At 59.2% G+C, this 24,419-nt stretch carries 17 protein-coding genes; 5 read left to right on the forward strand and 12 right to left on the reverse strand.

Annotated features, from left to right (window positions below):
- The first annotated feature begins 28 nt into the window (after window positions 1–28).
- Window positions 29–2,749, forward strand: coding sequence for an RHS repeat-associated core domain-containing protein (locus FBY04_RS14270; protein ID WP_256666899.1), 2,721 nt, complete (start codon window positions 29–31; stop codon window positions 2,747–2,749).
- A 73-nt stretch (window positions 2,750–2,822) separates the two neighbouring features.
- Here the strand turns inward: FBY04_RS14270 and mapR are convergent, their stop codons facing one another.
- The 3 genes from mapR to FBY04_RS14285 form a co-directional block, all read right to left on the reverse strand.
- On the reverse strand, window positions 2,823–4,232 hold the full coding sequence (gene mapR, locus FBY04_RS14275) for a GntR family transcriptional regulator MpaR (RefSeq protein ID WP_084320663.1): 1,410 nt from the start codon (window positions 4,230–4,232) through the stop codon (window positions 2,823–2,825).
- A 120-nt stretch (window positions 4,233–4,352) separates the two neighbouring features.
- Complete coding sequence (gene ccoG / locus FBY04_RS14280; RefSeq protein ID WP_145315594.1) at window positions 4,353–5,783, reverse strand: cytochrome c oxidase accessory protein CcoG; 1,431 nt, start codon at window positions 5,781–5,783, stop codon at window positions 4,353–4,355.
- Window positions 5,784–5,978: 195 nt separating this feature from the next.
- On the reverse strand, window positions 5,979–6,212 hold the full coding sequence (locus tag FBY04_RS14285; protein WP_145315595.1) for a DUF3203 family protein: 234 nt from the start codon (window positions 6,210–6,212) through the stop codon (window positions 5,979–5,981).
- A 122-nt stretch (window positions 6,213–6,334) separates the two neighbouring features.
- Here FBY04_RS14285 and FBY04_RS14290 point away from each other — a divergent pair, with 122 nt between their 5' ends.
- Entirely contained in the window at window positions 6,335–6,862 is a 528-nt protein-coding gene (locus FBY04_RS14290) for an MgtC/SapB family protein (protein ID WP_084320666.1), read from the forward strand.
- Between the two features lie 132 nt (window positions 6,863–6,994).
- On the opposite strand, the gene FBY04_RS32355 is transcribed toward FBY04_RS14290, so the two are convergent.
- Entirely contained in the window at window positions 6,995–7,162 is a 168-nt protein-coding gene (locus FBY04_RS32355; protein ID WP_167362929.1) for a hypothetical protein, read from the reverse strand.
- Window positions 7,163–7,378: 216 nt separating this feature from the next.
- Between FBY04_RS32355 and FBY04_RS14295 the strand changes: the two genes are divergently transcribed.
- The 3 genes from FBY04_RS14295 (at window position 7,379) to glgB (ending at window position 15,120) form a co-directional block, all read left to right on the forward strand.
- Window positions 7,379–9,373, forward strand: coding sequence for an alpha-1,4-glucan--maltose-1-phosphate maltosyltransferase (locus FBY04_RS14295; protein WP_145315596.1), 1,995 nt, complete (start codon window positions 7,379–7,381; stop codon window positions 9,371–9,373).
- Between the two features lie 156 nt (window positions 9,374–9,529).
- Window positions 9,530–12,886: a maltose alpha-D-glucosyltransferase gene (treS, locus tag FBY04_RS14305; protein ID WP_145315597.1), complete on the forward strand. Its 3,357-nt coding sequence runs from the start codon at window positions 9,530–9,532 to the stop codon at window positions 12,884–12,886.
- Window positions 12,887–12,888: 2 nt separating this feature from the next.
- Entirely contained in the window at window positions 12,889–15,120 is a 2,232-nt protein-coding gene (gene glgB, locus FBY04_RS14310) for a 1,4-alpha-glucan branching protein GlgB (RefSeq protein ID WP_084320669.1), read from the forward strand.
- 81 nt (window positions 15,121–15,201) lie between these two features.
- Here the strand turns inward: glgB and FBY04_RS14315 are convergent, their stop codons facing one another.
- The 8 genes from FBY04_RS14315 to FBY04_RS14350 all read right to left on the reverse strand — a co-directional run bounded on the left by FBY04_RS14315 (window position 15,202) and on the right by FBY04_RS14350 (window position 24,418).
- Window positions 15,202–17,976: an RHS repeat domain-containing protein gene (locus FBY04_RS14315; RefSeq protein WP_145315598.1), complete on the reverse strand. Its 2,775-nt coding sequence runs from the start codon at window positions 17,974–17,976 to the stop codon at window positions 15,202–15,204.
- Between the two features lie 94 nt (window positions 17,977–18,070).
- Window positions 18,071–19,138, reverse strand: coding sequence for an autotransporter outer membrane beta-barrel domain-containing protein (locus FBY04_RS14320; RefSeq protein ID WP_145315599.1), 1,068 nt, complete (start codon window positions 19,136–19,138; stop codon window positions 18,071–18,073).
- A gap of 419 nt (window positions 19,139–19,557) precedes the next feature.
- Window positions 19,558–20,358, reverse strand: coding sequence for an endonuclease/exonuclease/phosphatase family protein (locus tag FBY04_RS14325; protein WP_084320672.1), 801 nt, complete (start codon window positions 20,356–20,358; stop codon window positions 19,558–19,560).
- 188 nt (window positions 20,359–20,546) lie between these two features.
- Window positions 20,547–21,305 carry a PIG-L deacetylase family protein gene (locus FBY04_RS14330; RefSeq protein WP_084320673.1) on the reverse strand — a complete coding sequence of 253 codons (759 nt, stop codon included), beginning with the start codon at window positions 21,303–21,305 and terminating at the stop codon, window positions 20,547–20,549.
- 116 nt (window positions 21,306–21,421) lie between these two features.
- Entirely contained in the window at window positions 21,422–22,081 is a 660-nt protein-coding gene (locus tag FBY04_RS14335) for a glycosyltransferase family 2 protein (protein WP_084320674.1), read from the reverse strand.
- Window positions 22,078–22,677 (reverse strand): class I SAM-dependent methyltransferase, encoded by a 600-nt coding sequence (locus tag FBY04_RS14340; RefSeq protein ID WP_145315600.1) that lies wholly within the window; start codon window positions 22,675–22,677, stop codon window positions 22,078–22,080. Before FBY04_RS14340 ends, FBY04_RS14335 begins: the two co-directional genes overlap by 4 nt.
- Window positions 22,674–23,432: a PIG-L deacetylase family protein gene (locus tag FBY04_RS14345; protein ID WP_145315601.1), complete on the reverse strand. Its 759-nt coding sequence runs from the start codon at window positions 23,430–23,432 to the stop codon at window positions 22,674–22,676. The genes FBY04_RS14340 and FBY04_RS14345 overlap by 4 nt, the downstream gene beginning before the upstream one ends.
- Entirely contained in the window at window positions 23,429–24,418 is a 990-nt protein-coding gene (locus tag FBY04_RS14350; protein WP_145315602.1) for an acyl-CoA dehydrogenase, read from the reverse strand. Before FBY04_RS14350 ends, FBY04_RS14345 begins: the two co-directional genes overlap by 4 nt.
- Between the last annotated feature and the right edge of the window lies 1 nt (window position 24,419).

The raw sequence follows: 24,419 nt of genomic DNA on the forward strand, positions 1-24,419 counted from the left end.
GTCAATAAGTGCCATTGAGCCACGCGGGTTGCCCGTTCGTGCGGTGGCTTATTATCGACGCGATGTGGGTGATCCTGTTGAAACGCGGGTCACGCACCAGCTTCACGATGCAGCGGGCCGGCTCTCTGAACAGCGGGATCCCCGGTTGTTTGCGTTGATGCCGTCGGGTGCTGCGGTGCCCCCCAATCTGTCTACTTTCTACAGCCTGTCAGGCCAGAGCCTGTGCAGTCACAGCGTCGATGCGGGCTGGCAGCTGAGTTTGTCCGGCGCCGCGGGGCAGGCGCTTGAGGCGTGGGATCAGCGGGGCTGGCATCGTCAGACCGAGCATGACTCGTTGCTGCGACCGGTGGCGATCTTCGAGCACTTTCCCGACGAGCCCGCGCGCTGTGCCGAGCGGATCACCTGGGGCAGTTCTTCGCCAGACGATGCGCCGCACAATCGCTGCGGCCAACCGGTGCGACACGATGATCCGGCGGGGAGCCGATTGCTGCCCGAGTATGGATTGTCGGGTGTGGTCCTCGCCGAAGTCCGTCGTTTCCTCGACAGCCTGGATCCGCCGGACTGGCCCCTCGCCGAGACTGAGCGCAACAGCTTGCTGGAGCCGGGTGACGGTGCGCGTGCTGCCTGGCACTTCGCGGCCACCTGTGAGGCGCTGAGCCAGACCGATGCCAAAGGCCATGTCCGACACTTCGCCCATGATCGGGCGGGGCAACTGCGCGAAGTCGGTCTGCAACGGGCCGGACAACCTGCCGCCGAAACGCTGGTCAGTGCCATCGAGTACAGCGCGCTCGGACAGATTCAGCACGAGCTCGCCGGCAACGGCATGCGCACCGTTTCGAGTTATGACCCGGCCGATGGACATCTGCTGTCGCTGGCCAATCAAGGTCCGGACGGTGTGTTTTTGCAAAACCTGAGCTACCGCTACGACCCGGCGGGCAACATCACCGAAATTACCGACGCCGCGTTACCGATCCAGTATTTCGACAACCAGCGCATCGAACCGGTCCGCCGGTTCACCTACGACACGCTGTATCAATTGATCAAAGCCACCGGCTGGGAAACCGCCAAGCCCTCATTCGGCCCCGCATTGTCCGAGTGGCAAGCCTTCGGCCCGCCCGATGCCAGCCGTTGGAGCAACTACAGCGAAACCTATCATTACGATGAGGCCGGTAATCTGCTGGAGCGCACTCATCTCGGTGCCGAGAACGACACCTTGACCATGCAGGTGGCGGCGCACAGCAATCGCAGCGTCAAAGATCGACCGGGTGCGGATCTGGAGGCGCTGTTCGATGCTCGCGGCAATCTGCTGGAGCTGCAACCGGGTCAGGCGTTGCAATGGAATGGTCGCAATGAATTGGCCCAGGTCACCCAAGTCACCCGGATCGTTGCCGCGAATGATTGGGAGCGCTACGTTTACGATGCTGAGGGCATGCGTCTGCGCAAATGGCGCAGCGCTGCAGCTAAATCCGTCATCCACACAGCCGAAGTGCGCTACCTGCCGGGTATCGAAGTGCACGTCAACACGGCATCTGGGGAGCAGCTGCAGGTCATTAGCGTTAAGGCAGGTCGCTGTTCGGTGCGCCTACTGTATTGGGACGGTCCCCCTCCTGATGGAGTGGTAAATGATCAGTTACGTTACTGCTTCGATGATCACCTGGGGTCGAGTGCCTTTGAGGTGGATGCCCAGGCGAAACCGATCAGCCATGAAGTGTATTACCCCTTTGGCGGTACGGCGTGGCTGGCCGGGCGGCACGTGGTGGAAACCAGTTACAAGACCATTCGTTATTCAGGCAAGGAGCGAGATGCGACGGGGCTTTATTACTACGGCGCGCGTTACTACGCGCCGTGGCTGCAGCGCTGGTTGAATTCGGATCCGGCAGGGGCTCTGGACGGCTTGAATTTCTATCGCTTTGTCAGGAACAACCCAATGAATTTTGTGGATAAGGAGGGATATCTTCCCGTTCTTAGATATTATTTTGATTTTGCATTTGAAAGCAGTAGTGGCATTCGTGATTTGATTCAGCAGCGCGGGGTTGAAAACATTAGAAAAGTTTCCCCTGATTTGGCCGAGAGATTGACAGACGCGATACAGGTGGGAAAAAACGATGTGGAACGCACTATAAGCGATTTCGGTAACCGAGTATTTGACAGCGAGAGGTTTGAACAGTATTTCGGTAGCAATGTTGATAATGAAATTGGCGAAGTAAAAAACCGCTTTCTGAAAATCTTGAAGCGTTTTGAAAAAATAGAAAACAAACCTGACAAGATTGTTTTGTTCGCAGATCAAAACGGCAAGTACAAACATACTATGGCAATGATTGGGGGGGCTGATCGGCGAAACAAGGTTTATGTGAACTTCGTGCACCGTGATATTCGGAATTTGTCAGATGTGGTTTTTACTTTAAAACATGAGTTGAGTCATCAGGATGATTCAGAAACCAGGACGATGGATTATTGGTATCTGGAACCAAGCGACGATGATTTTGCCAAAGCTACATTTCAGCACGGAGTACAAGACCCTGAAGAATCGAAACATTTCGCAAGGCTGATACAATCAGAAAGAATCGTGAAGGGCGGGGTGCTAGAACGCGACATCCCGATAGAAATTCAGGAGGGGTTTATTAAAGCAGCAGGCGGTGAAAATCTGAGTGAAGCGTTGAAAGTATTTAATCGCACGCCTGAGCTTAGATACAAAATGGCACGCAGAAATGCCGACACTATCGCAGCGTATGGTTCATTCCATAATTAATGGCAGTTTAGAAGTAGTGGTTGCCGATAATAATTGCACTCCTGCTATTACGTAGACGAATATTCGAAGGTGTTCAGAATGACCGCACAATCCGCCCCAACGTCTCCATCGCCTTCTCCGAAGCCTCATCCCAAGGGCTTCCATAATTCAACCGAATACAATTCCTGAACCGCTGCGCCGGCGAAAATATCGGCCCCGGCGCAATGCTGATCCCTTGCGCCAACGCCATCTGAAACAACTTCAACGAATCCATCTGCGCCGGAAGTTCCAGCCACAAAAAGTACCCGCCTGCTGGTTGGCTCACGCGAGTCTGCGCCGGAAAATACCGGGCAATCGCCGCCAGCATCGCACTCTGCTGCTCCTCCAACGCATAACGCAACTTGCGCAAATGCCGGTCATAGCCACCATGTTGCAGGTAATCGGCAATCGCCGCCTGAGCCGGCATTGACGCACACAGCGAGGTCATCAGTTTCAACCGCTCAATCTTCTGCGCATAACGCCCGGCAGCCACCCAGCCAATGCGATAACCCGGCGCGAGGCTTTTGGCGAATGAGCCGCAATGCATCACCAACCCTTCGGTATCGAACGCCTTGGCCGGTTTCGGTGCTTGCTGGCCGTAATAGAGCTCGGCGTAGACATCGTCTTCGATCAGCGGCACCTGGTGGGTGCGCAACAGCTCCACCAGTTCCTGTTTCTTCGCCTCGGGCATGGTCGCGCCCATGGGGTTCTGGAAACTGGTCATGCACCAGCAGGCCTTGATCGGGTGGCGTTCCAGGGTTTGCGCGAGCACGCCGAGGTCGATGCCGTCGCGCGGGTGCACGGGAATTTCCACGGCCTTGAGTTTCAACCGTTCGAGGATTTGCAGGCAGGCGTAGAACGCCGGGGCTTCGATGGCTACCAGGTCGCCGGGTTCGGTGACGGCTTGCAGGCACAGGTTCAGCGCTTCCAGTGCGCCGTTGGTGATCAGCAGTTCTTCCATGGGCAGCATCAGGCCGCCGACCATGTAGCGCAGGGCGATTTGTCGGCGCAGTTGCGGGTTCCCCGGCGACATGTCGGTGACGACCATGCGCGGGTCCATGTCCCGGGCGGCGCTGGCCAGGGAACGGGACAATCGTTGCAGGGGAAACAGGGTAGGGCTGGGGAACGCGGAACCGAACGGTACGGTGTTGGGGTCCTTGATCGAGTCGAGCACCGAGAACACCAGTTCGCTGACATCGACTTCGGTGGATTCGTTGACCTGGCTGCTGATCACCGGCTCCGAAAACGGGCTCGGTGCATGGGTGTTGACGAAATAACCGGAGCGCGGGCGGGCGCGGATCAGGCCACGACGTTCGAGCAGGTAGTAGGCCTGGAACACCGTGGACGGGCTGACGCCGTAGGTCTGGCTGGCGTAGCGCACCGACGGCACGCGCTGGCCGGGGCCGAGGACGCCGGAGCGGATCAGTTCAGCGATGTCATCGGCGAATTTTTCGTAGCGTTTCATCGAGTGCCCTGGGAGTACGGTATTCAGTGAAATTGGGGGGCTTCTTCGCCAGCAAGCTGGCTCCTACAGGCCTGCGTGATTCCTGTAGGAGCCGGCTTGCTGGCGATGCAGTCTAAGGGATCAACGGTTCATCGGCGCAACAAACCGGCTGTTCGCAACGCTATAAATCTCAGGCTCATCGCTGTCGACGATCTTGAAGCCGATGCTCTGCGAACTGCTGCTCGGCCGTTCGGTGGTCATCGCCACGGACACCGGCACGTCAACAATTTCGCCGGGGGCCAGGCTCAGTTCGGTCTTGCCTTGCAGCTGGAAGCCGTCGCCGTCGACCAGGGTCAAACGGTAGTCCTGCCGTTGCTGGGTCTTGTTGATGACCTTCAGGCTGTAGATGTTTTCGATCTGCCCCTGACTGTTCTCGCGGAACAGGCCACGGTCCTTGCTGACGTCCAGCGAGACCATCGGCCGCTCGACAAGGGCCAGGGCGAGGGCGCCGATCATCACCAGCAGCACCGCGGTGTAGCCGATCAGTCGTGGTCGCAGCAGACGGGTTTTGCCACCTTGCAACTCGTGCTCCGAGGTGTAGCTGATCAGGCCACGGGCGTAGCCCATTTTGTCCATGATCGAATCACAGGCATCGATACACGCGGCGCACCCGATGCACTCCATTTGCAGGCCATCGCGAATGTCGATGCCGGTCGGGCACACCTGCACGCAGAGCTGGCAATCGATGCAATCGCCGAGGCCGACTTCGGCAGGTTGCACGTCACGTTTGCGCGGGCCACGGTTTTCGCCACGGGCGACGTCGTAGGAGATGGTCAGGGTGTCTTTGTCGAACATCACGCTCTGGAACCGCGCATACGGGCACATGTGCATGCACACCGCCTCACGAAGCCAACCGGCGTTGATGTACGTGGCGCTGGTGAAGAACAGCACCCAGAACAGACTGACGCCGCCGATCTGCAAGGTCAGCAGTTCTTCGGCCAGCGGGCGGATCGGTGTGAAGTAGCCGACGAAGGTCAGGCCGGTCAGCAAACTGATCGCCAGCCACAAGGTGTGCTTGGCCGCGCGGCGCATCAATTTGTTCGGGCCCCAGGGCGCGGCTTGCAGTTTGATCCGCTGGTTGCGTTCACCTTCGGTGATCTTCTCGCACCACATGAAGATCCACGTCCAGGAGCTCTGTGGGCAGGTGTAGCCGCACCAGACACGTCCGGCAAACACGGTGATCGCAAACAGGCCGAACGCCGCAATGATCAACAGCGCCGACAGCAGGATGAAATCCTGGGGCCAGAAGGTCGCGCCGAAGATGTGGAATTTACTTTCGGAAAGGTCCCAGAGCACCGCCTGGCGGCCGCCCCAGTTCAGCCAGACCGTGCCGAAGAACAGCAGGAACAGAAAACCCGCGCCGCTCATGCGCAAGGTGCGGAACAGACCGGTGAAGCTGCGAGTGTGGATCAGATTGTCGCTGGACTTGGCCTTCATCTTTGGACGCGAAGGCTCATAGCTGTGTACTAACGGGGCACTTTCTACGGTTCGGACGGGGATTCTTTCGCTCATGGTCTTTCGCTCATCAGCCTCCATCAGGCCGGGTCACTATGAGCGTCGATCTGTTTGCATAACAGACTCAGGTATCGCAATAAAAAGCGGATCAGATGAGCGCTGGTCCACTGCCTGCGACAACTTGATGCACCTGCCGCAACGGGACGCGAGCGCCTATAACAGGCGCCCGCAGGGGGTGTTGATCCGGGTCAGTCAAATCACCGAATCACTGTCCGTGGCCTTCAAATGCCGGCGACCGTCCACCGCACCTGCTACGGTCAATGCATCGGCTTCTGCTTCGGTGATGTAGATGCGCTGACCTTCGAGATCCACCGCCGACATGGCTTTTTCGCCGTCAGTGACGATGGTGACGTCGGGACACAGGCGGATTTCCTCGCCGTTCTCGGTGATGAAGAAGCAGGTCTGGTTTTCGATGCGCACAGTCATGGAGAGGTCCTTTTTTCTGCGGGTTCTACAGAGTTAGGGCACAACCGGCGGCCATCGTTCTGTGCAACCGATTAATGGTCGGCGCGGTCCATCCTCTATCGATCATTTACAGGGAATGCGCCATGAACGCCTGGTGGCATGAAGTTTGGGTGACGCTGCAAGCGGAGTTCGCCGACATCGGCGACGCCTCACAACTGACACGCATAACCGTGAGACTGTTGATGGCCGCCGTGCTGGGCGGGATTCTCGGTTTCGAGCGCGAGCACAAGGGGAAGGCCGCCGGTGTGCGTACGCACATGTTGGTGGCGCTCGGTGCTGCGCTGTTTGTGCTGGTGCCGCAGATGTCCGGCTCACAGGCCGATGCCATGAGTCGGGTGGTGCAAGGGGTGATTGCGGGGATCGGCTTCCTCGGCGCCGGGACCATTCTGAAAAACCAGGAAGGCGATGAAGGTCATGTGAAAGGCCTGACCACCGCCGCCGGTTTGTGGATGACCGCGGCCATTGGTGTTTCGGCCGGATTGGGGCGTGAAGCGACGGCAGTGTTCAGTACGTTGCTGGCGCTGGCGATTTTCAGCGTGATGCCGAGGATCGTGAAGCTGCTCGATAAAGACAAAGACCCACTGCCGGATAAAGACAAAGATCACCTGTAGGAGCCGGCTTGCTGGCGATTGCGGTGGATCAGCCACCATCAATATCGCTGTTACACCGCAATCGCCAGCAAGCCGGTTCCTACAGATTCGGTTGTGTCATCAAACTCGATCGAATCTCCGGATTGGCTTGCGTCATTCAGGCACAACGATCACCGGCGGCATGGTTTCCGGCGGATCTTCCCGCGGTGGCGGGGTAGTACCCGGCGGCTCCTGCTCGGGCACTGGCGCAGGCTCGGTGGGTGGAATCGTCGGGCTGTCGATGTTCGGGTCGGGTGTTTCGGCCGGGATTGGAATACTCATCGTTGAAGCCTCCAGTGGCAGATGGCGCAAGTCGTGCTTAAGTGGATTGACCACTGCACACAGGAATTGATTCCACCGCAGATATGGGCAAATCCACGTGAACTTTACCGGGGCCTGTCGCTCGGAACTTAAGTGAGTTCATTCCGGGGCCGATGGCCTTGCGTGAATGACGACCCCGCACAAGAGCGTCCTTGGGGCGTAAAGGAGAGATGCTCGATGACTGCCGAAAAACCGACAGAGCTGAACTACAACCCTCATCTGCCGCTGTCGCAGGCTCTACTGCTACCGCGTATCGCCATTGAAAACACCATGCCTACCCTCGATAACGGGCAGTTTGCCGTTAAAGCGGTGGTGGGCCAGGATGTGGTGGTCACGAGCAAGGTTTTCGCCGACGGGCACGACAAGCTGGCTGTTCGGGTTCGCTGGCGTGGTGCTGACGATGACACTTGGCAAAGCGAAGTCATGGGCGAGCTGGGCAATAACGGTTATCAAGGCCAGTTCCGCGTCGAGCGTCAGGGCCGTTATGTATTCTGCATCGAGGCCTGGATCGATCAGTTCGCCAGCTTCTGCTATGAGCTGGAGAAGAAACACGCGGCCAGAGTGCCTGTCAGCCTGGAACTGCAGGAAGGACGCAATCAGGTCCAGCAGGCTGCCGAGCGTAGCGAAGGGCAACTCAGCGAAGAGTTGTCGGCGTTGCACCACGAATTGTCCGGACTGCTCGAAACCGAGCAGGTGGCGCTGTTTCTGCACCAGCGTAGCGCCGATCTGATGGCTCAGGCCGATCACCGCGCCTATTTGAGCCTCAGCCCCGAGTATCCGCTGGACGTCGAACGTGAGATTGCGCAGTTCGCCAGTTGGTATGAGTTGTTCCCGCGCTCGATCACCGACGATCCGGCCCGCCATGGCACCTTTAACGACGTGCATTCGCGGCTGCCGATGATCCAGGACATGGGCTTCGACGTGCTGTACTTCCCGCCGATCCACCCGATCGGTCGCAGCTACCGCAAAGGCCCGAACAATTCCCTCACCGCCGGCCCTGACGATCCGGGCAGCCCGTATGCCATCGGCAGCGAAGAGGGTGGGCACGAGGCGATTCATCCGGAACTGGGCACCCGCGAAGACTTCCGTCGGCTGGTGGCCGCCGCCGCCGACCACGGCCTGGAAATCGCCCTCGACTTCGCCATCCAGTGTTCACAGGATCACCCGTGGCTCAAGCAGCACCCGGGCTGGTTCAACTGGCGGCCGGACGGCACGATCAGATATGCCGAGAACCCGCCGAAGAAATACCAGGACATCGTCAACGTCGATTTCTATGCCGTCGAAGCGATTCCCAGCCTCTGGATCGAACTGCGCGACATTGTGGTGGGTTGGGTCGAAGAGGGCGTGAAGATCTTTCGCGTCGATAACCCGCACACCAAGCCGTTGCCGTTCTGGCAGTGGCTGATCGCCGATGTGCGAGCGTTGTACCCGGAAGTGATCTTCCTCGCCGAAGCGTTCACCACGCCGGCGATGATGGCTCGCCTGGGCAAGGTCGGTTATTCGCAGAGCTACACCTACTTCACCTGGCGCAACACAAAGTACGAACTCTCGACCTATTTCACCGAGCTCAACGAGTCGCCGTGGCGCGAATGCTATCGGCCGAACTTCTTCGTCAATACACCGGACATCAACCCGGCGTTTCTGCATGAGTCCGGGCGTGCCGGCTTTCTGATCCGTGCGGCCCTGGCAACCATGGGCTCCGGGTTGTGGGGCATGTATTCAGGTTTCGAACTCTGTGAAGCCGCACCGGTGCCAGGGAAGGAGGAATACCTCAACTCCGAGAAATACGAAATCCGCCCGAGGGACTTCAATGCACCCGGCAACATCATCGCCGAGATCGCCCAGCTCAACCGTATTCGCCGGCAGAACCCGGCCTTGCACACGCATCTGGGCCTGAAGGTCTACAACGCCTGGAACGACAACATCCTGTATTTCGGCAAGCGCAGCGAGGATGGCAGCAACTTCATTCTGGTCGCCGTCAACCTCGATCCGCATAACGTTCAGGAAGCGAATTTCGAGTTGCCGCTGTGGGAAATGGGTTTGCCTGACGACGCCAGTACCCAGGGCGAAGACTTGATGAGCGGTCATCGCTGGACGTGGCACGGCAAGTACCAGTTCATGCGGATCGACCCGGCGCATCAGCCGTTCGGGATCTGGCGCATAACTGCCTAGACGCAAAACCTGTGGGAGCGGGCTTGCTCGCGAAGAGGCCATCACATTCAACATCAATGTTGGCAGATCGATCGCATTCGCGAGCAAGCCCGCTCCCACAGGTTTTTTCATCGCGCTTTAGGCAAGTGGCTATTTCGAATTCAACAGGAGTTTCAAATGGCGAAGAAACCCAAGGCTGCCACCTTTATCAAGGACCCGCTCTGGTACAAGGATGCAGTGATCTATCAGGTTCACGTTAAGTCTTTTTTCGACTCCAACAACGACGGAATCGGCGACTTTCCCGGTCTTATCGCCAAACTCGATTACATCGCCGATCTCGGTGTCAATACCATCTGGCTCCTGCCGTTCTACCCGTCGCCACGACGCGATGACGGCTACGACATTGCCGAATACCGTGGCGTGCATTCCGATTACGGCACCATGGCCGATGCCAGGCGCTTTATCTCTGAAGCCCACAAGCGTGGCTTGCGGGTCATCACCGAACTGGTCATCAACCACACCTCGGACCAGCACGCCTGGTTCCAACGGGCACGCAAAGCCAAACCCGGTTCGGCGGCGCGGGACTTTTACGTCTGGTCCGATGACGATCAAAAATACGATGGCACCCGCATCATCTTTCTCGACACCGAGAAATCCAACTGGACCTGGGACCCGGTCGCCGGCCAGTACTTCTGGCACCGATTCTATTCGCACCAGCCGGACCTGAATTTCGATAACCCGCAAGTGATGAAGGCCGTGCTGTCGGTGATGCGCTACTGGCTCGACATGGGCATCGACGGTTTGCGGCTGGATGCGATTCCGTACCTCATCGAGCGGGACGGCACCAACAACGAAAACCTGCCCGAGACCCACGACGTTCTCAAGCAGATCCGCGCTGAAATCGACGCCAATTACCCCGATCGCATGCTGCTCGCCGAGGCCAACCAATGGCCGGAAGATACGCAGCTGTATTTTGGTAAATCAGAGAGCGGGGACACCGACGCCAAAGGCCTCAACGGCGACGAATGCCACATGGCCTTCCACTTCCCGTTGATGCCGCGCATGTACATGGCGCTGGCCCAGGAAGACCGCTTCCCGATCACCGACATTCTGCGCCAGACCCCGGAGATCCCGGCCAACTGCCAGTGGGCGATTTTCCTGCGCAACCACGATGAGCTGACGCTGGAGATGGTCACCGACAAGGAGCGTGACTACCTGTGGAATTACTACGCGGCCGACCGTCGGGCGCGGATCAACCTGGGGATTCGCCGTCGTCTCGCACCATTGATGGAACGCGACCGTCGCCGTGTGGAATTGCTCAACAGCCTGCTGCTGTCGATGCCCGGCACACCGACCCTGTATTACGGCGATGAAATCGGCATGGGCGACAACATCTACCTCGGTGACCGCGATGGCGTGCGCACGCCGATGCAATGGTCGATTGACCGTAACGGCGGCTTCTCCCGCGCCGATCCGGCGAGCCTGGTGCTGCCGCCGATCATGGACCCGCAATACGGTTACCTGTCGGTCAACGTCGAAACCCAGGCCGGTGACCCGCATTCGCTGCTCAACTGGACCCGCCGCATGCTCGCCGTGCGCAAGCAATCCAAGGCGTTCGGACGCGGCACACTGAAAATGCTGTCGCCGAGCAACCGGCGGATTCTGGCCTATACCCGAGAATTCACCGGTGCGGACGGCAAGCACGAAATCATCCTGTGCGTGGCCAACGTGTCGCGCAGCGCCCAAGCGGCAGAATTGGACCTGTCGGCCTACGTCGGCATGGTGCCGGTGGAGATGTTGGGCGGTAACGCGTTCCCGCCGATTGGCCAGTTGAATTTCCTCTTGACCCTGGCGCCTTACGGTTTTTACTGGTTCGGACTCGCAGCGGAGAATCAAATGCCTAGCTGGCACGTAGAACCGGCGCAAAGCCTGCCGGACTTCACCACTCTGGTGCTGAAAAAACGCATGGAAGAGCTGCTCGAAGCGCCGTCACGCGGCACGCTGGAACAGGACATCCTGCCAAACTGGTTGCAAAACCGACGCTGGTTCGCCGGCAAGGACGCGACCATCGACAAGGTCAACCTGGCCTACGGCGTGCGCTTCGGTGATGCGCTGCACCCGGTGTTGCTGAGTGAAATCGAAGTCACCAGCGGCGGCCAGACCAGCCGCTATCAGCTGCCGTTCGGCTTCATTGCGGATGATCAGGTGGGTCCCGCGTTGCCACAGCAACTGGCGCTGTCTCGGGTGCGACGCGGTCCGCAGGTGGGTTTGATCACCGATGCTTTCAGTCTTGAACACTTCATCCGCGCAGTCTTGCAAGGCATGCAGGACAACGCCGTGCTGCCTTCCGATGGCGGCGAGATTCGTTTCCAGCCGACTGCCGAGCTGGCCAGACTGGGCCTGACGGCTGAATCGGAAGTGCGTTACCTGTCGGCCGAACAGTCCAACAGCTCGGTGGTGATCGGCAGCAGCCTGGTGCTCAAACTGATCCGCAAGGTCGCCTCGGGCGTGCACCCGGAACTGGAAATGAGCGCGTACCTGACCGGTGCAGGCTTCGCCAATATTTCGCCGTTACTGGGGTCGGTGGTCCGCCGCGATGCCAAGGGCGAAGACAACCTGCTGATGATCGCCCAAGGCTATCTGAGCAATCAGGGCGATGCGTGGGAGTGGACGCAGAACAACCTCGAACGGGCACTGCGCGACGAACTCGCCGATGCCATGTCCGAGCAGGAGCAGCACTACAACGCCCTCGGCGAACTGCGAGACTTCGCTGGCATGCTCGGTCAGCGTCTGGGGGAAATGCATCAGGTGCTGGCCGCGCCGACGGACAATCCGGACTTCGCACCGCAAGTCACCTCGCAAAAAGATGCCCTGGCCTCGGCCAAGGATGTCGCCGCGCAACTGGAGCACGCGCTGAAGTTACTCAAGCAACATCAAAACGAACTGAACCCCGCGGACAAAACCCTGGTCACTCGTTTACTGGACAACAAAAAAGCCATCCTCAGTCACGTCCATGAATTGGGCAAAAAGGCGATCGGTGGTTTGCGTATCCGCGTCCATGGCGACTTGCACCTGGGACAAGTGCTGGTGATCAAGGGCGACGCTTACCTGATCGACTTTGAAGGTGAACCGGCGCGTCCACTGTCTGAACGGCGCGGCAAGCACAGCCCGTACAAGGACGTGAGCGGCGTCTTGCGCTCGTTCGACTACGCGGCGGCCATGGCGATCAACGTGAACAACGTTGATAACACCGCCGATGCCCGGGCCGCACGGCTGCGGGTCTCGGATCGCTATTTAAATGAAGCGAAACAGGCATTTGTCGACGCTTATCGGCTGGCGGCAGCTAGTCTTGCTCATGCGTGGCAAGATCCGGAAGGCGAGGACGCCGCGCTGGCGTTGTTCGGTCTGGAAAAAGCGGCGTATGAGGTGGCCTATGAAGCAGAAAATCGGCCTACCTGGCTGCCCGTGCCGTTGCACGGTTTATATGGATTATTGAGTGGGCTTAAACCCTTTTCCGATCTTGGTGGAGAGTAGTCATGAGTTTCTCGAACAAGGAACAGGGTCACGCTAAAGAGGCGTTACTGCCCAGATCGCGGGACATCGACGCGCTGGTACGCGCCCAGCATCAAGACCCCTTTGCAATTCTCGGTCCCCATGGCGACGATGCCGGTGGCCAATTCATTCGTGCCTATCTGCCTGACGCGCTGAGCGTGCAGGTGTTGGCCAAGGACTCCGGGGAAGAACTCGGCAGCCTCGAGGCCACCGAAACGCCGGGGCTGTTCGTCGGGCATTTCGATCGGGCGCAGCCGTATGTGCTGCGCACACGTTGGGCGGGCGGCGAACAGGTTTCCGAAGACCCTTACAGCTTCGGCCCGCTGCTCGGTGAAATGGATTTGTACCTGTTTGCCGAAGGCAATCACCGTGACTTGAGCAGTTGCCTGGGTGCGCAACTGAAAAACGTCGACGGTGTTGACGGCGTACGTTTCGCCGTGTGGGCACCGAACGCCAAACGGGTGTCGGTGGTGGGTGACTTCAATAACTGGGACGGCCGTCGGCACCCGATGCGCCTGCGTCACCCGACCGGCGTCTGGGAGTTGTTTATCCCGCGCCTGCAAGCGGGGGAAGCCTATAAGTACGAGATCCTTGGCGCCCACGGCATTCTGCCGCTCAAGGCCGATCCGATGGCGCTGGCCACGACACTGCCGCCGGACACTGCGTCGAAGGTCGCTTCACCGCTGAATATCGACTGGCAGGACCACGAGTGGATGCAGGCTCGCGTCGAGCGTTCAAAACCGAGCGCGCCGCTGTCGATCTACGAATTGCACGCCGGTTCGTGGCAATGCGAGCTGGACGATCTGGGCGAAGTGGCCCGCCAGTACACCTGGCATGAGCTGGGCGAACGGTTGATTCCGTACGTCAAGGAACTGGGGTTCACCCACATTGAACTGATGCCGATCATGGAACACCCGTTTGGCGGCTCGTGGGGCTATCAACTGCTTTCACAGTTTGCCCCGAGCGCCCGTTACGGTTCGCCGGATGATTTCGCGGCGTTCGTCAACGCCTGCCACTTGGCCGACATCGGCGTTATCCTCGATTGGGTCCCGGCGCATTTTCCGACCGATACCCACGGCCTGGCGCAATTCGACGGCACCGCGCTGTACGAATACGGCAACCCGCAGGAAGGCTTCCACCAGGATTGGGACACGCTGATCTACAACCTCGGCCGCACCGAAGTGCACGGCTACATGCTGGCCTCGGGTCTGCATTGGCTCAAGCATTTCCATGTCGACGGCCTGCGCGTCGATGCGGTGGCATCGATGCTGTACCGCGATTACTCGCGCAAGGCCGGCGAGTGGGTGCCGAACCGTCACGGCGGTCGGGAAAACCTTGAAGCGATCGACTTCCTGCGCCACCTCAACGACGTGGTCAACCTGGAAGCACCCGGCGCGCTGGTGATCGCCGAAGAGTCCACGGCATGGCCCGGCGTCAGCCAGAGCACGCAACAAGGTGGCCTGGGTTTCGACTACAAATGGAACATGGGCTGGATGCACGATTCGCTGCATTACATCCAGCAAGACCCGGTGTACCGCGCCCATCACCATAACGAACTGAGTTTCGGCCTGGTGTATGCCTGGTCCGAGCGCTTTATCCTGCCGATCTCCCACGACGAAGTGGTCCATGGCAAACACTCGCTGATCGACAAGATGCCCGGTGATCGCTGGCAGAAATTCGCCAACCTGCGGGCGTACCTGAGCTTCATGTGGGCACATCCGGGCAAGAAGCTGTTGTTCATGGGGTGCGAATTTGGTCAGTGGCGCGAGTGGAACCACGATCAGCAGCTGGATTGGTACTTGCTGCAGTATTCGGAACACAAAGGCGTGCAGAAACTCGTCGGCGACCTGAACCGGTTGTACCGCGAAGAACCCGCCTTGCATGACCAGGACGACGCGCCGCAAGGGTTCCAGTGGTTGATCGGCGATGACGCGATCAACAGCGTTTACGCGTTTATGCGCTGGAGCAAGGATGGGCGGCCGGTATTGATTGTCGCCAACTTTACGCCGGTGCCACGTGAGGGCTATCGCATTGGCGTGCCGATTGCCGGGCGGTGGACGGAGGTGATCAACAGCGATGCGGCGATGTATGCCGGGTCGAATTACGGGAACAGCGGCGGGGCATTTACCGAGGAGGAGGCGAGCCATGGGCAGGCGTTGTCGCTGGTGCTGAATTTGCCGCCGTTGGCGGTGTTGATGTTGCGGCCGGAGGGGTGATCAGGGGACATTGATTATCGGTAGCCCCTTTCCTACCGATACGGGTCTGTAAAAAAGGGGCTCACCTTGATGGCATCTGGATTATCGACGACTTGTTGTTGCTCCGGGATATCCGTTCGCTTTCCAGACTGTAATTATTTTAGTGGCTTCTTCGGCTCTTTTTTCGACGTCAGGCACTTGCTCTAGTTTGAGTTCGTCTGGGTGTATAAGTAATGCAAGTTGCTTGTATCGCAGATTTCTACTGTTGTCGTCTTCGTCAGGAAAAATAGCGCGAATGTTATTCTTGTTATTGATAATCTCGATGGCGATATTGTATCCCTTGGAGATTTTTTCATCCGTTTGCGATGGCAGCATTTCAGGCATTATAAATGGAGTTTCGGGTTTATGACTGTTGCGCGAATGGGACGCCTCAGGTCGACGGTTTGGTTCAAATTGCGGCCGACCTGATTGTGCTCGTTGAGAACTACTCGGCCGACTCCCCCCAGAAGGTTGGGGGGCACTCCAACCTGGTCCTTCAAATAAGTTGAATGGAGGTGCCTCCCAGGCTACATAAGATCCATTAGTTGTAGAATTAAAGAGTAGTGCAGAACCGAAGAATTCGTAAGTCATTCTATAAATATCTGGGCCAAGCCGTTCTTTTTCATTTTCTAGTTCTTTGCGCACTAAAAGAATTCTTGTTGCAAACTTTCCAAAGTGCTCGGGTTTTGATATCGATTTCGTCTTGTTTATTTTTCCGAGAATTTTCTGTATTTCTTTATTGTCTTTGATGGCGTTTGTTATTGATGTGGACTCCTTAAGTTCTTTTTTGAAGTTGTTTAGATCTTCATCGTTGTACCTTTCGCCTTTCTTGCCCAGTACATCCAGAAAGGTGGTGGGATTGTTGCTGACCATGCAGTAATAGTTGAGCCCGTCGATAGGTCCCGCGGGATCAGGATTGATCCAGCGTTGCAACCACGGTGCGTAATAACGGAGGCCGTAGCAATAAAGCCCCGTGGCATCCCGTTCCTTGCCCGAGTAACGGATGGTTTTGTATTTGGCTTCGGTTTCGTCGCGACCTGCCCACAGAGCAGTCCCGCCGAACGGGTAATACCATTCCTGGCTGATCAGGTCGGCGTTTTGATCCAGTTCCAGCATGCTGGATTTCAAGTGATCGTTGAGGGCGTAACGCACCTGATCCTGCGTCATTTCACCGGGTGGCTTCGGCACCCAATGCAATACCTGCACACTGTTGCTGCCAGCACTGGCGGTGATGACGTGGAGGATTTCCCCGGTGCCGCTGTGGCTGCGGATTTCCAGGCCGCGCAGGTAACGCACTTCACGAATGATCGTACGCGCGCTGGTTTGGCTAGAGTGCACCTTGCGTACGCGTTGACCGCCACCGTCGTAGATATAGCATTCGCAATCATCTTGTTTATCTTCACGCACGACGGGACAGACTTTCGTGAGTTGGTTGCGCAGGTCCCAACTTAGCCGCTGGCCGGGTTGCAATTCACACAGGTTGCCGTTGGCATCAAAACCATTGGACAGTTCTTCCTCGGTCGGTGGCCGGTTGTCGCGCTCGGGCAAGCAGCGGTTGCTGTAGCGGGAGCGGGTCAAGGTGCGGCTGTGGGCTTGCGCGCCTACATGCTCCAGATTCAGCAGATTGCCGCCGGCGTCGTAGCGGTAGGTTTGCGTGTAGTTGGCGATCTGGCCGGGATCGGGCGGCAAGGATTGAAAGTCGGGCAGGGCCGGGCCACCGCGACCGGATTGGGCCTCGCAACCGGTGGCGTGGATCAACTGGTAAAGCGTGTCGTAGCGGTAGGTTTTGATCGGCTCGATGCGCTGGTTGCTGAAGTAGCGGATCGGTTGCGCGGCATCCTCGATGCTCAGGACATTGCCCACGGCGTCGTAGAGATATTTGAGGATCTGCAGCGGCGTGCCATCGGCTTTGTGGGCGCTCAGTTGCGTCAATCGGCCGTTGGCCTCGTCGTAATGGTGGCGGGTGATGACGCCGTTGCCGGCGGTTTCCGCTTCGATCTGGCCGCTGGCGTTGTAGTGGATAGCGCTGACCAGGACCTTCTCGGTTTGCCCATCACCGGCCAGGGTCAGACGGGTGTTTTTCAGTTGCCCGGCGAGGGTGTAGGCGAACGACTGGACATTGCCGAACGCGTCCGTTTGGCGCAGGGGCTCGGCGGTGGCGGAGTAGGCGTAAGAGGTGGTCGCGCCGTCGCCCGGTTCGTGCAGCGCGTCTCGCCCGGCAACTTCAACGGGCCAATCCGGCGGATCAGTGCTGATCAGGAACTGCCGCGTCTGTTTCAGCACGCTGCCGAGAAGGCTCAAGTCGCGAACACGCACGGTGCCGGCCGGGTCATCGTGGCGAATCAACTGGCCACACAGATTGTGCGCGGCGTACTCCGCGCCAACCCCGGCGTAGGTAAATCGTTCGATCGTGTGCTCGGCCACTTCCCGCCCGTATTCACGCACGGCCACCGGGCGCAGCAGTTCATCATACTCAGTCAGCGAATGGCTGCCGCGACCGTCCCAGTTTTCAACGAGTTGACCGGCTTCACCGTTCAACACAACACGCCATCCGGCATCGACGCTGCGGGTCGAAAGCGGAGCACCAGACAGGCTCACCACTTGGCTCAGGTTAAAAGGTGCCAATACATCGGTATGAGCCAGATCAAACAGATATGGATCACGACTGCCCACCAACCGGCCCGCCGCGTCGAACCGTTGATGGGTCACTCGCGTATCAACAGGATCGCCAGCCTCCCGCCGATGAAATTGCACCATCCTGACCAGCAACCCTCGCGCATCCGACACCCGAAGGGTCGGTGTGTCGGCATGCGCGTGTGTCGAGGTGGCTGTTGGCATCCCTGCGAGTCCTGATCAAAGTGAACTGTTCCTCACAATGCACGACCGCCACAAGTCTGCCTACTGTAAGAAGTGACAGGTCTGACAGGTGTTTTCACCACCGCATCCGCACACCCAGACTGCCAATCAACCCATTCAAATCATTGTCATCCACATCACTGCTGTAATCGGCGCTGAAGTACAGACTCACGGCGGGCGTGACCCTGGCCACCAGACCCAACCCCACTTCGACGGTGGATGAGTAGCGGCTGCTGCTGATCTTGTCGACCTGATCGAGGGTCACGGTATTGCCGGTGTACACCGTGTGCCACAAGTTGGTCCGCACATACGGTTCAACCGCGAGGCCGTTGATGTCGTAACTACCTTTCAATCGCGCACCGACCCGGCCGCTCCAGGAGGACAGGTCGCTGGACGACGCATTGCCCGAACCTGCGTACGGCGTGTCCAGTGTGATTCGCTGGTTGATCAACTGCGCCTGGGGCTCGACGACCCAGTTGTCGCTCAGACCAATCGGAAAGCCGCCTTCCACCGAGAAGGTGACTGCGCTGCCTTCGGTGACTTGCCGGGCGCCTTGTTCGGTGCGGCTGATGCCGTTGACCCGACCTCCGCTGGCCGTCAAATCCACGTGCCAGCCTTGGGGGCCGGTCAGGCTGTAGTAGGCGCCGAGGCTCTGGCCTTGCAGGTTAAGCGTGTCAGTGTTGGGGGCGGCGAGGGCGCGACTGGTCAGCAGGCCGTTGCCGTTACTCTGGAACTGACTGGTGCCGCCGATCAGACCGAACTGCTGGGTATGGCCGCTGCCACTTTGCAGGGTCAGGATCGCCGGGCCTTTGAGTTGATTGGCGCCAGGCAGCGTGAAGCCATGGGACTGGTAATCGGTTAGAGCTTGACGCGACGCCTGTCCATAAAGCTGATCCCAGGCCGACGGCGCAGCGTCTTCGATGGTCAGGTGTGAACTTCGCAAATCCGGATTGGCGCTAAAGCGGCCGGGGTAGGTTGCTGCGAGCGCGGGCAAGGTAAGCGCCGGAATCTCCTGGTCATACCAGGGGGGTGTTTCTTCCTCGGCAGGTGAGGCCTGCACTTCCATGGATGAGCACAGCAGGAGTGAACTCGAGACAGTGCAAAAAGTGACTTTGATCTCTTGTGGGGTGAATGAAGTTTTCATGGAGGTCTACCTTGCAGTCGCATGCGGCATCTCGCTCTGGCGTCTCTCCTACCCCGAATGAGGGGCGACCGAATGGAGTGGGGCAAGCCTTGGCCCGCCCGTTTTCACGGGTGTCTGATGGTTTGCCTCAGGTGTTACTTCCGGGGGTAGTACGGTGAAGCTAAGAAGACTCAAAGCTCCGCGTCAAGAAAATGAACGATGAGCGGTATGGCTAATTTAGCCGATGCAACTAATTGTTTTTTAGTACTTATCTAAGTTCTTGTTTGTACGAAAAATCATCATGGGAACCGTGATCCAGAGGCTTTTTGGCAACCGACAATCGGTAAGTGAACCTGATTGGCCGACAGGACAGCCAATCAAATCCCCACCCGGATTACTGTCAATAATGCTTGAGAAAATGAGGGCGCTAGAAGGTGGCGCTATAAATGCACTTCAACCGCCAACGGCAAATGATCCGACAAATGCGTCCATGGCCTGCTTCCCAATATCCGCGGGTCGTGGCTGCTGGCATTGCGCAGATAAACCCGGTCCAGGCGCAGCAACGGAAACCGCGCCGGATAGGTTTTGGCAGGACGACCATGGTGGCGTTCGAAGACTTCGTGCAGGTAATCGCGACGGGCGAGGGCGGTGTTGCCTTGTAGCTGCCAGTCGTTGAAGTCGCCGGCGATGATCACCGGGGCATGGTCGGGCAATGACTCCAGCAGCTGGCAGAGCAATTCGAGCTGCAATTGGCGATGGCTTTCCAGCAAGCTCAGGTGCACGCAGATGGCATGGACTTCGGCGTGTCCCGGCACGTCCAGCACGCAATGCAACAGTCCGCGACGCTCGGGCCCGGTGATCGAGACGTCGAGGTTGCGGTATTCGCGGATCGGATATTTTGACAGCAGTGCATTGCCGTGGTGGCCATCAGGGTAGACCGCGTTGCGCCCGTAGGCGAAATCGCTCCACATGCTGTCGGCCAGAAACTCGTATTGCGAGGTCTGCGGCCAATTATTGAAACGGGAAGAATGCCGCTCGTGTTCGCCGACGACTTCCTGCAGGAACACCAGATCTGCCGAGGTACTGCGTACCGCCTCACGCAGCTCCGGGAGTATGAAGCGTCGGTTGAGTGCGGTGAAGCCCTTGTGGGTGTTGACGGTCAGCACCCGAAGTCGATGAATCGCCGGGGGCGTGTTCAATGGCACCGAGTCGACGGATTGCCGTTTGGAGTCATCGCTCACTTTCACTCCTCTGAATCAGGGTTGCTTATGTATGCGACTGATGTGGCGGCAGGCAGTTCAGTACGAATGTACGCCCCATTCCCTGTGAGAGCGGGCTTGCTCGCGAATGCGATAGTTCAGTCGGCATCAATGTTGGATGACAGACCGCTTTCGCGAGCAAGCCCGCTCCCATATTGGATAGGTGTAGTTCAGACGAATACGATTTCATACGGCAACCGCATACGCTCAAGCAGCACCGGTGGCAGCAGCGGGGCGATACCGATGGCCGGCTCACCATCGAGCTGACTGGCATAAGCGTGGGTGGCGTGGCTTTTGCGCGCGACGGACCACGTATCGAGACGAACCTTGCGGGCGCGATGCCAAGGGATCAATCCACTGTCACGCAACGGCCAGTGCCAGGCCCAGACGGGCATTTCGTTGAACGCGGCGCCGACCGAGGCCGCAGCTTTAGCGCTGGCACGACCGACGGCTTCATGGTCGATATTGCCGTCCTCGCACCAGGTGGTGAACACCACATCGCCAGGCCGCAGATAGCGGGCGATGAACTGGGTCAATTGAAGCTCGCGCTCGGCCAGGGCGTTGTCGGTAAAACCGCCGCGAATCCACTTCAGGCTGTGCATCGGCAACCCGAGCCGGCGCAAGGCTTCGACGCTTTCCTGGGGGCGAAACACACTGAGGCGCTTCTCTGACCATTGCTGCGACCCCGGATGACTGGCGCTGCCGTCGGTGATCGAGATCAATTGGAGGGGATGGCCAAGGGCACTGAGTAATTGCAGCAGACCGCCGCAGGTCACCACTTCGTCACCGGGATGCGGCGCGATCACCACGGCGCGCCCGCCAGCGGGGACCAGGGTCTGCGTATTGATGACCGGAACATTGTCCAGCTGAAGAGCGCTATTCCAGATCTGCGCTGAAGGGCTGCTGTCGCTGATGGAAACGGATTTCATCGGGCTACGCCCTTGTTCTGGTTGATAGCAGAGTGCCGCGCTCCGAACCCTGGATTGCAGCGAGCAGAGTATTGCTCAAGTACGGCTATTCGTCGCGTCGATGTTCGATCTGATTTTTATCCGGCCTGTACGAGTTCGCGCAAGTAATCACCGAAGCCGCCCCGGGCCCGACTGTCCAGGCGCGCACTGGTGAGCACCTGAGGACGCTGGCTCCAGGCAATCGTCGCGCCGCAGCGTTCGAGTTGCCGCACCAGTTGCACGTCTTCATCGCTCGCCAGGGGTTCGAAACCGCCTGCGCGCCGGTAAGCGTCGGCGCTGATCCCGAGATTGGCGCCGTGAATATGTCGATGTCCCTCACGGTTCTGATAGTGCTGGTGATACTGAATCTGTGCCGACTCACTGAACGATTCGTCCCAGGTTTCCACGGTGACCGTGCCACACACCGCATCCACCTCCAGCGACAGTTGCGCCACCAGCCAGTCGTGAGCCACGCGACTGTCGGCGTCGGAGCAGGAAATCCAGCGCACCCCGCGCTCCAGCAGAAACCGCGCACCTGCAGCGCGGGCCTGGCCAACATTGCGTGCGTTGATTTCTAGGCAGTGCACCGGGTAACTGCCGACGATGTCGGACGATCGATCCGTGCAACTGTCGAGCACCACCAGAACGACGACTGTCTCACCGCCCAACAGCTCATGTTGCGCGGCTCGCAGCGCAGCTTGCAGACAGTCTTCGAGCAGGTCTTCCTCGTTATGCGCCGGGATCAGGATGCCGATCATCGCAAGCCCTCCAGCTTCGCCACCGAGCGCGGTTCGCGGCTCCAGAGTTCCAACAGGAAATCGGCTTCCTGATGCAGGACCAGGCGCGGCAGGTGAAGATGCTCGTGCAACAGGTCATGAACCTGTCGGGCGTTAAGCGGGCAGCCATCGATCGGCGGACGCCAGTGGCAGGCCAGCAATTGGCCGTCGGCGGTCAGTGACTGTGCCGCGTGCTCGATGAGTTGTTCGAGATCACCGGCGTCCAGGTAGTAACCGACTTCACTGAGCACGATCAGGTCGAACTGTTCGTTCGGCCAGTCGCCGGGCAAGCGGCTTTGGCGGACTTCGGCGTGGTCGAACAGACTCAGGCGCGTTCTGGCCAGCGTCACGGCAGCGGCTGCGGTGTCGCAGCACAACAGGCGATCGCAGCGAGCGGCGAGCTCGGCACTCAACTCCCCGTTGGCGCAACCGGGTTCGAAGATGAAGCGGTAGCGGGGGCGGGGCAACGTAGCGAGGGTGATCGCGCGTTTGCGCTGTTCGTACCAGCGCTGACGAAACGCCCAGGGGTCGTCGCTGCCGGCAAACAACCCGTCGAAGTAGCGATCCTCGACACTCATAGAAACACCACCTCAAACGGTTGCAGTAATCGATCAAGCACATACGGCGCCAGCACCGGCGGCAAGCCAATGTTCGGGTCGCCCTCCAATTGACTGGCAAAGGCATGAATGGCATGACGCTTGCGCGCGACCAGCGGCGAGGCCAGCAGGATTTTCCGTGCTCGCTGCCAGGGCACCAGGCTGTCTTCAGGGGTTGCCCAATGCCACGTCCAGACGGGCAGTTCATGCACCGTTGCGCCGACACGTTTCGCCGCCGCGGCACTGGCGCGCCCAACCGCTTCATGGTCGCAATGGCCGTCCTCGCGCCACGTGGTGAAAACCACGTCGGTAGGGCGCAGGTGACGTTCGATGAATTCCACCAATTGCGTTTCCCGCGCCGCGACCTGACTGTCGGCGAACCCGCCGCGCAACCATTTGAGGCTGTGCAACGGCAGGCCGAGTCGACGCAACGCTTCAACGGATTCTTGCGGACGGACCGCACACAAGCGCTCGACCGGCCAGCGCCGGGAGCCGGGATGGCTCGCACTGCCGTCGGTGACCGAAATCAATTGCAACGGCCGTTTCGCGGCGGCGAGCAACTGCAGGAAACCGCCGCAGCCAAGCACTTCGTCGTCAGGGTGCGGGGCGATGACCACGGCCCGGGAACCTTCGGGCACCAGGTCGAGGATGTCGATCACTGGCATTTGCGCCAGGTGGCTGGAGGTTTGCCACAGGTGCAAGGGCGTGCCCTGACCGACGATGGGATTGGTTTTCATAACGTCCATGTTCCATTGATGACGTGCTGGCCGAGCGCGGCGAGGTCGCGTTCGGCGTGGCTTTGACGCAGGAACACTGGCAGGTCGGCAATCAGTCGGGCGAACTGCCGATCCTTGCAGTAAGGACCGGCGCCGACGGCGTGGCCGACGTGCAGGATCACCTGTTCGACGGCATTTTCCACCACCGCCCGGGCGCGACGAGCGAGGCGTTCGGCGTCTTCCTGTGGCGCGGCATCGAGGCTCAATGCGCTGAATCGCAACACTGTTGCCGCGGCATGCAGCGCGCTGTCGACTGCACCAAGGTGGGCGAGGGCGTGGGGTTCTTCGCGATGGCCGCAGTGCCTGCGCAGACGTTCGGCCAGACTCTGCGCCGCGCCGTACCAACACGCCGCAATGCCGATTCCGCCTTGCCAGAAGCCAGGGCGTTGCAGGTAGTCGCCGGGGTTGCCGATGGCCTGGGCTTCGGCACCGTCGAACAGCACTTCAACGCTGCCGGTGGCGCCCATGCCCACCGCTTGCCAGCCTTGATCGGTGAGGGTCACGCCGGGTTGATCCAGCGCCACCGCCACCAATTGCTGGCGGTCCTGTTGATCCCACGTCGTCAGCAACGCGTGGCTCAATACCGTCGCGCCTGAACACCAGGCCTTACGCCCGTTCAGTGCAACCATCTGGCCTTGAGGGGTGACCCGCACCCGCGCATCCGGCGGCTCGGCGGCCCACATTCCCCAGGTGCTGCAAGGTGTGGGCGAACCGCCGAGTTGCTGAATGATCGCAAGAGCATCGGTATGACCCTCGTACAACTTGCACAACCCCAGATCATGCCCGCCGACCTCGGCCAGACGCTGAAAGCGTTCCAGCGTCCGGCCGCTGCCGGGCAGCGGAAGCTGATCAAGACCGGCCTCGACCAGCTCCCGCAAGCACCGGCCTAACGCCCGTGTATCGGCGTAGTCCGCTGACTGTCGATGGAGAAAAGCCTGTAGGTCCATT

Source organism: Pseudomonas sp. SJZ080 (genome assembly GCF_007828295.1).
Classification (GTDB): Bacteria; Pseudomonadota; Gammaproteobacteria; order Pseudomonadales; family Pseudomonadaceae; genus Aquipseudomonas; species Aquipseudomonas migulae_A.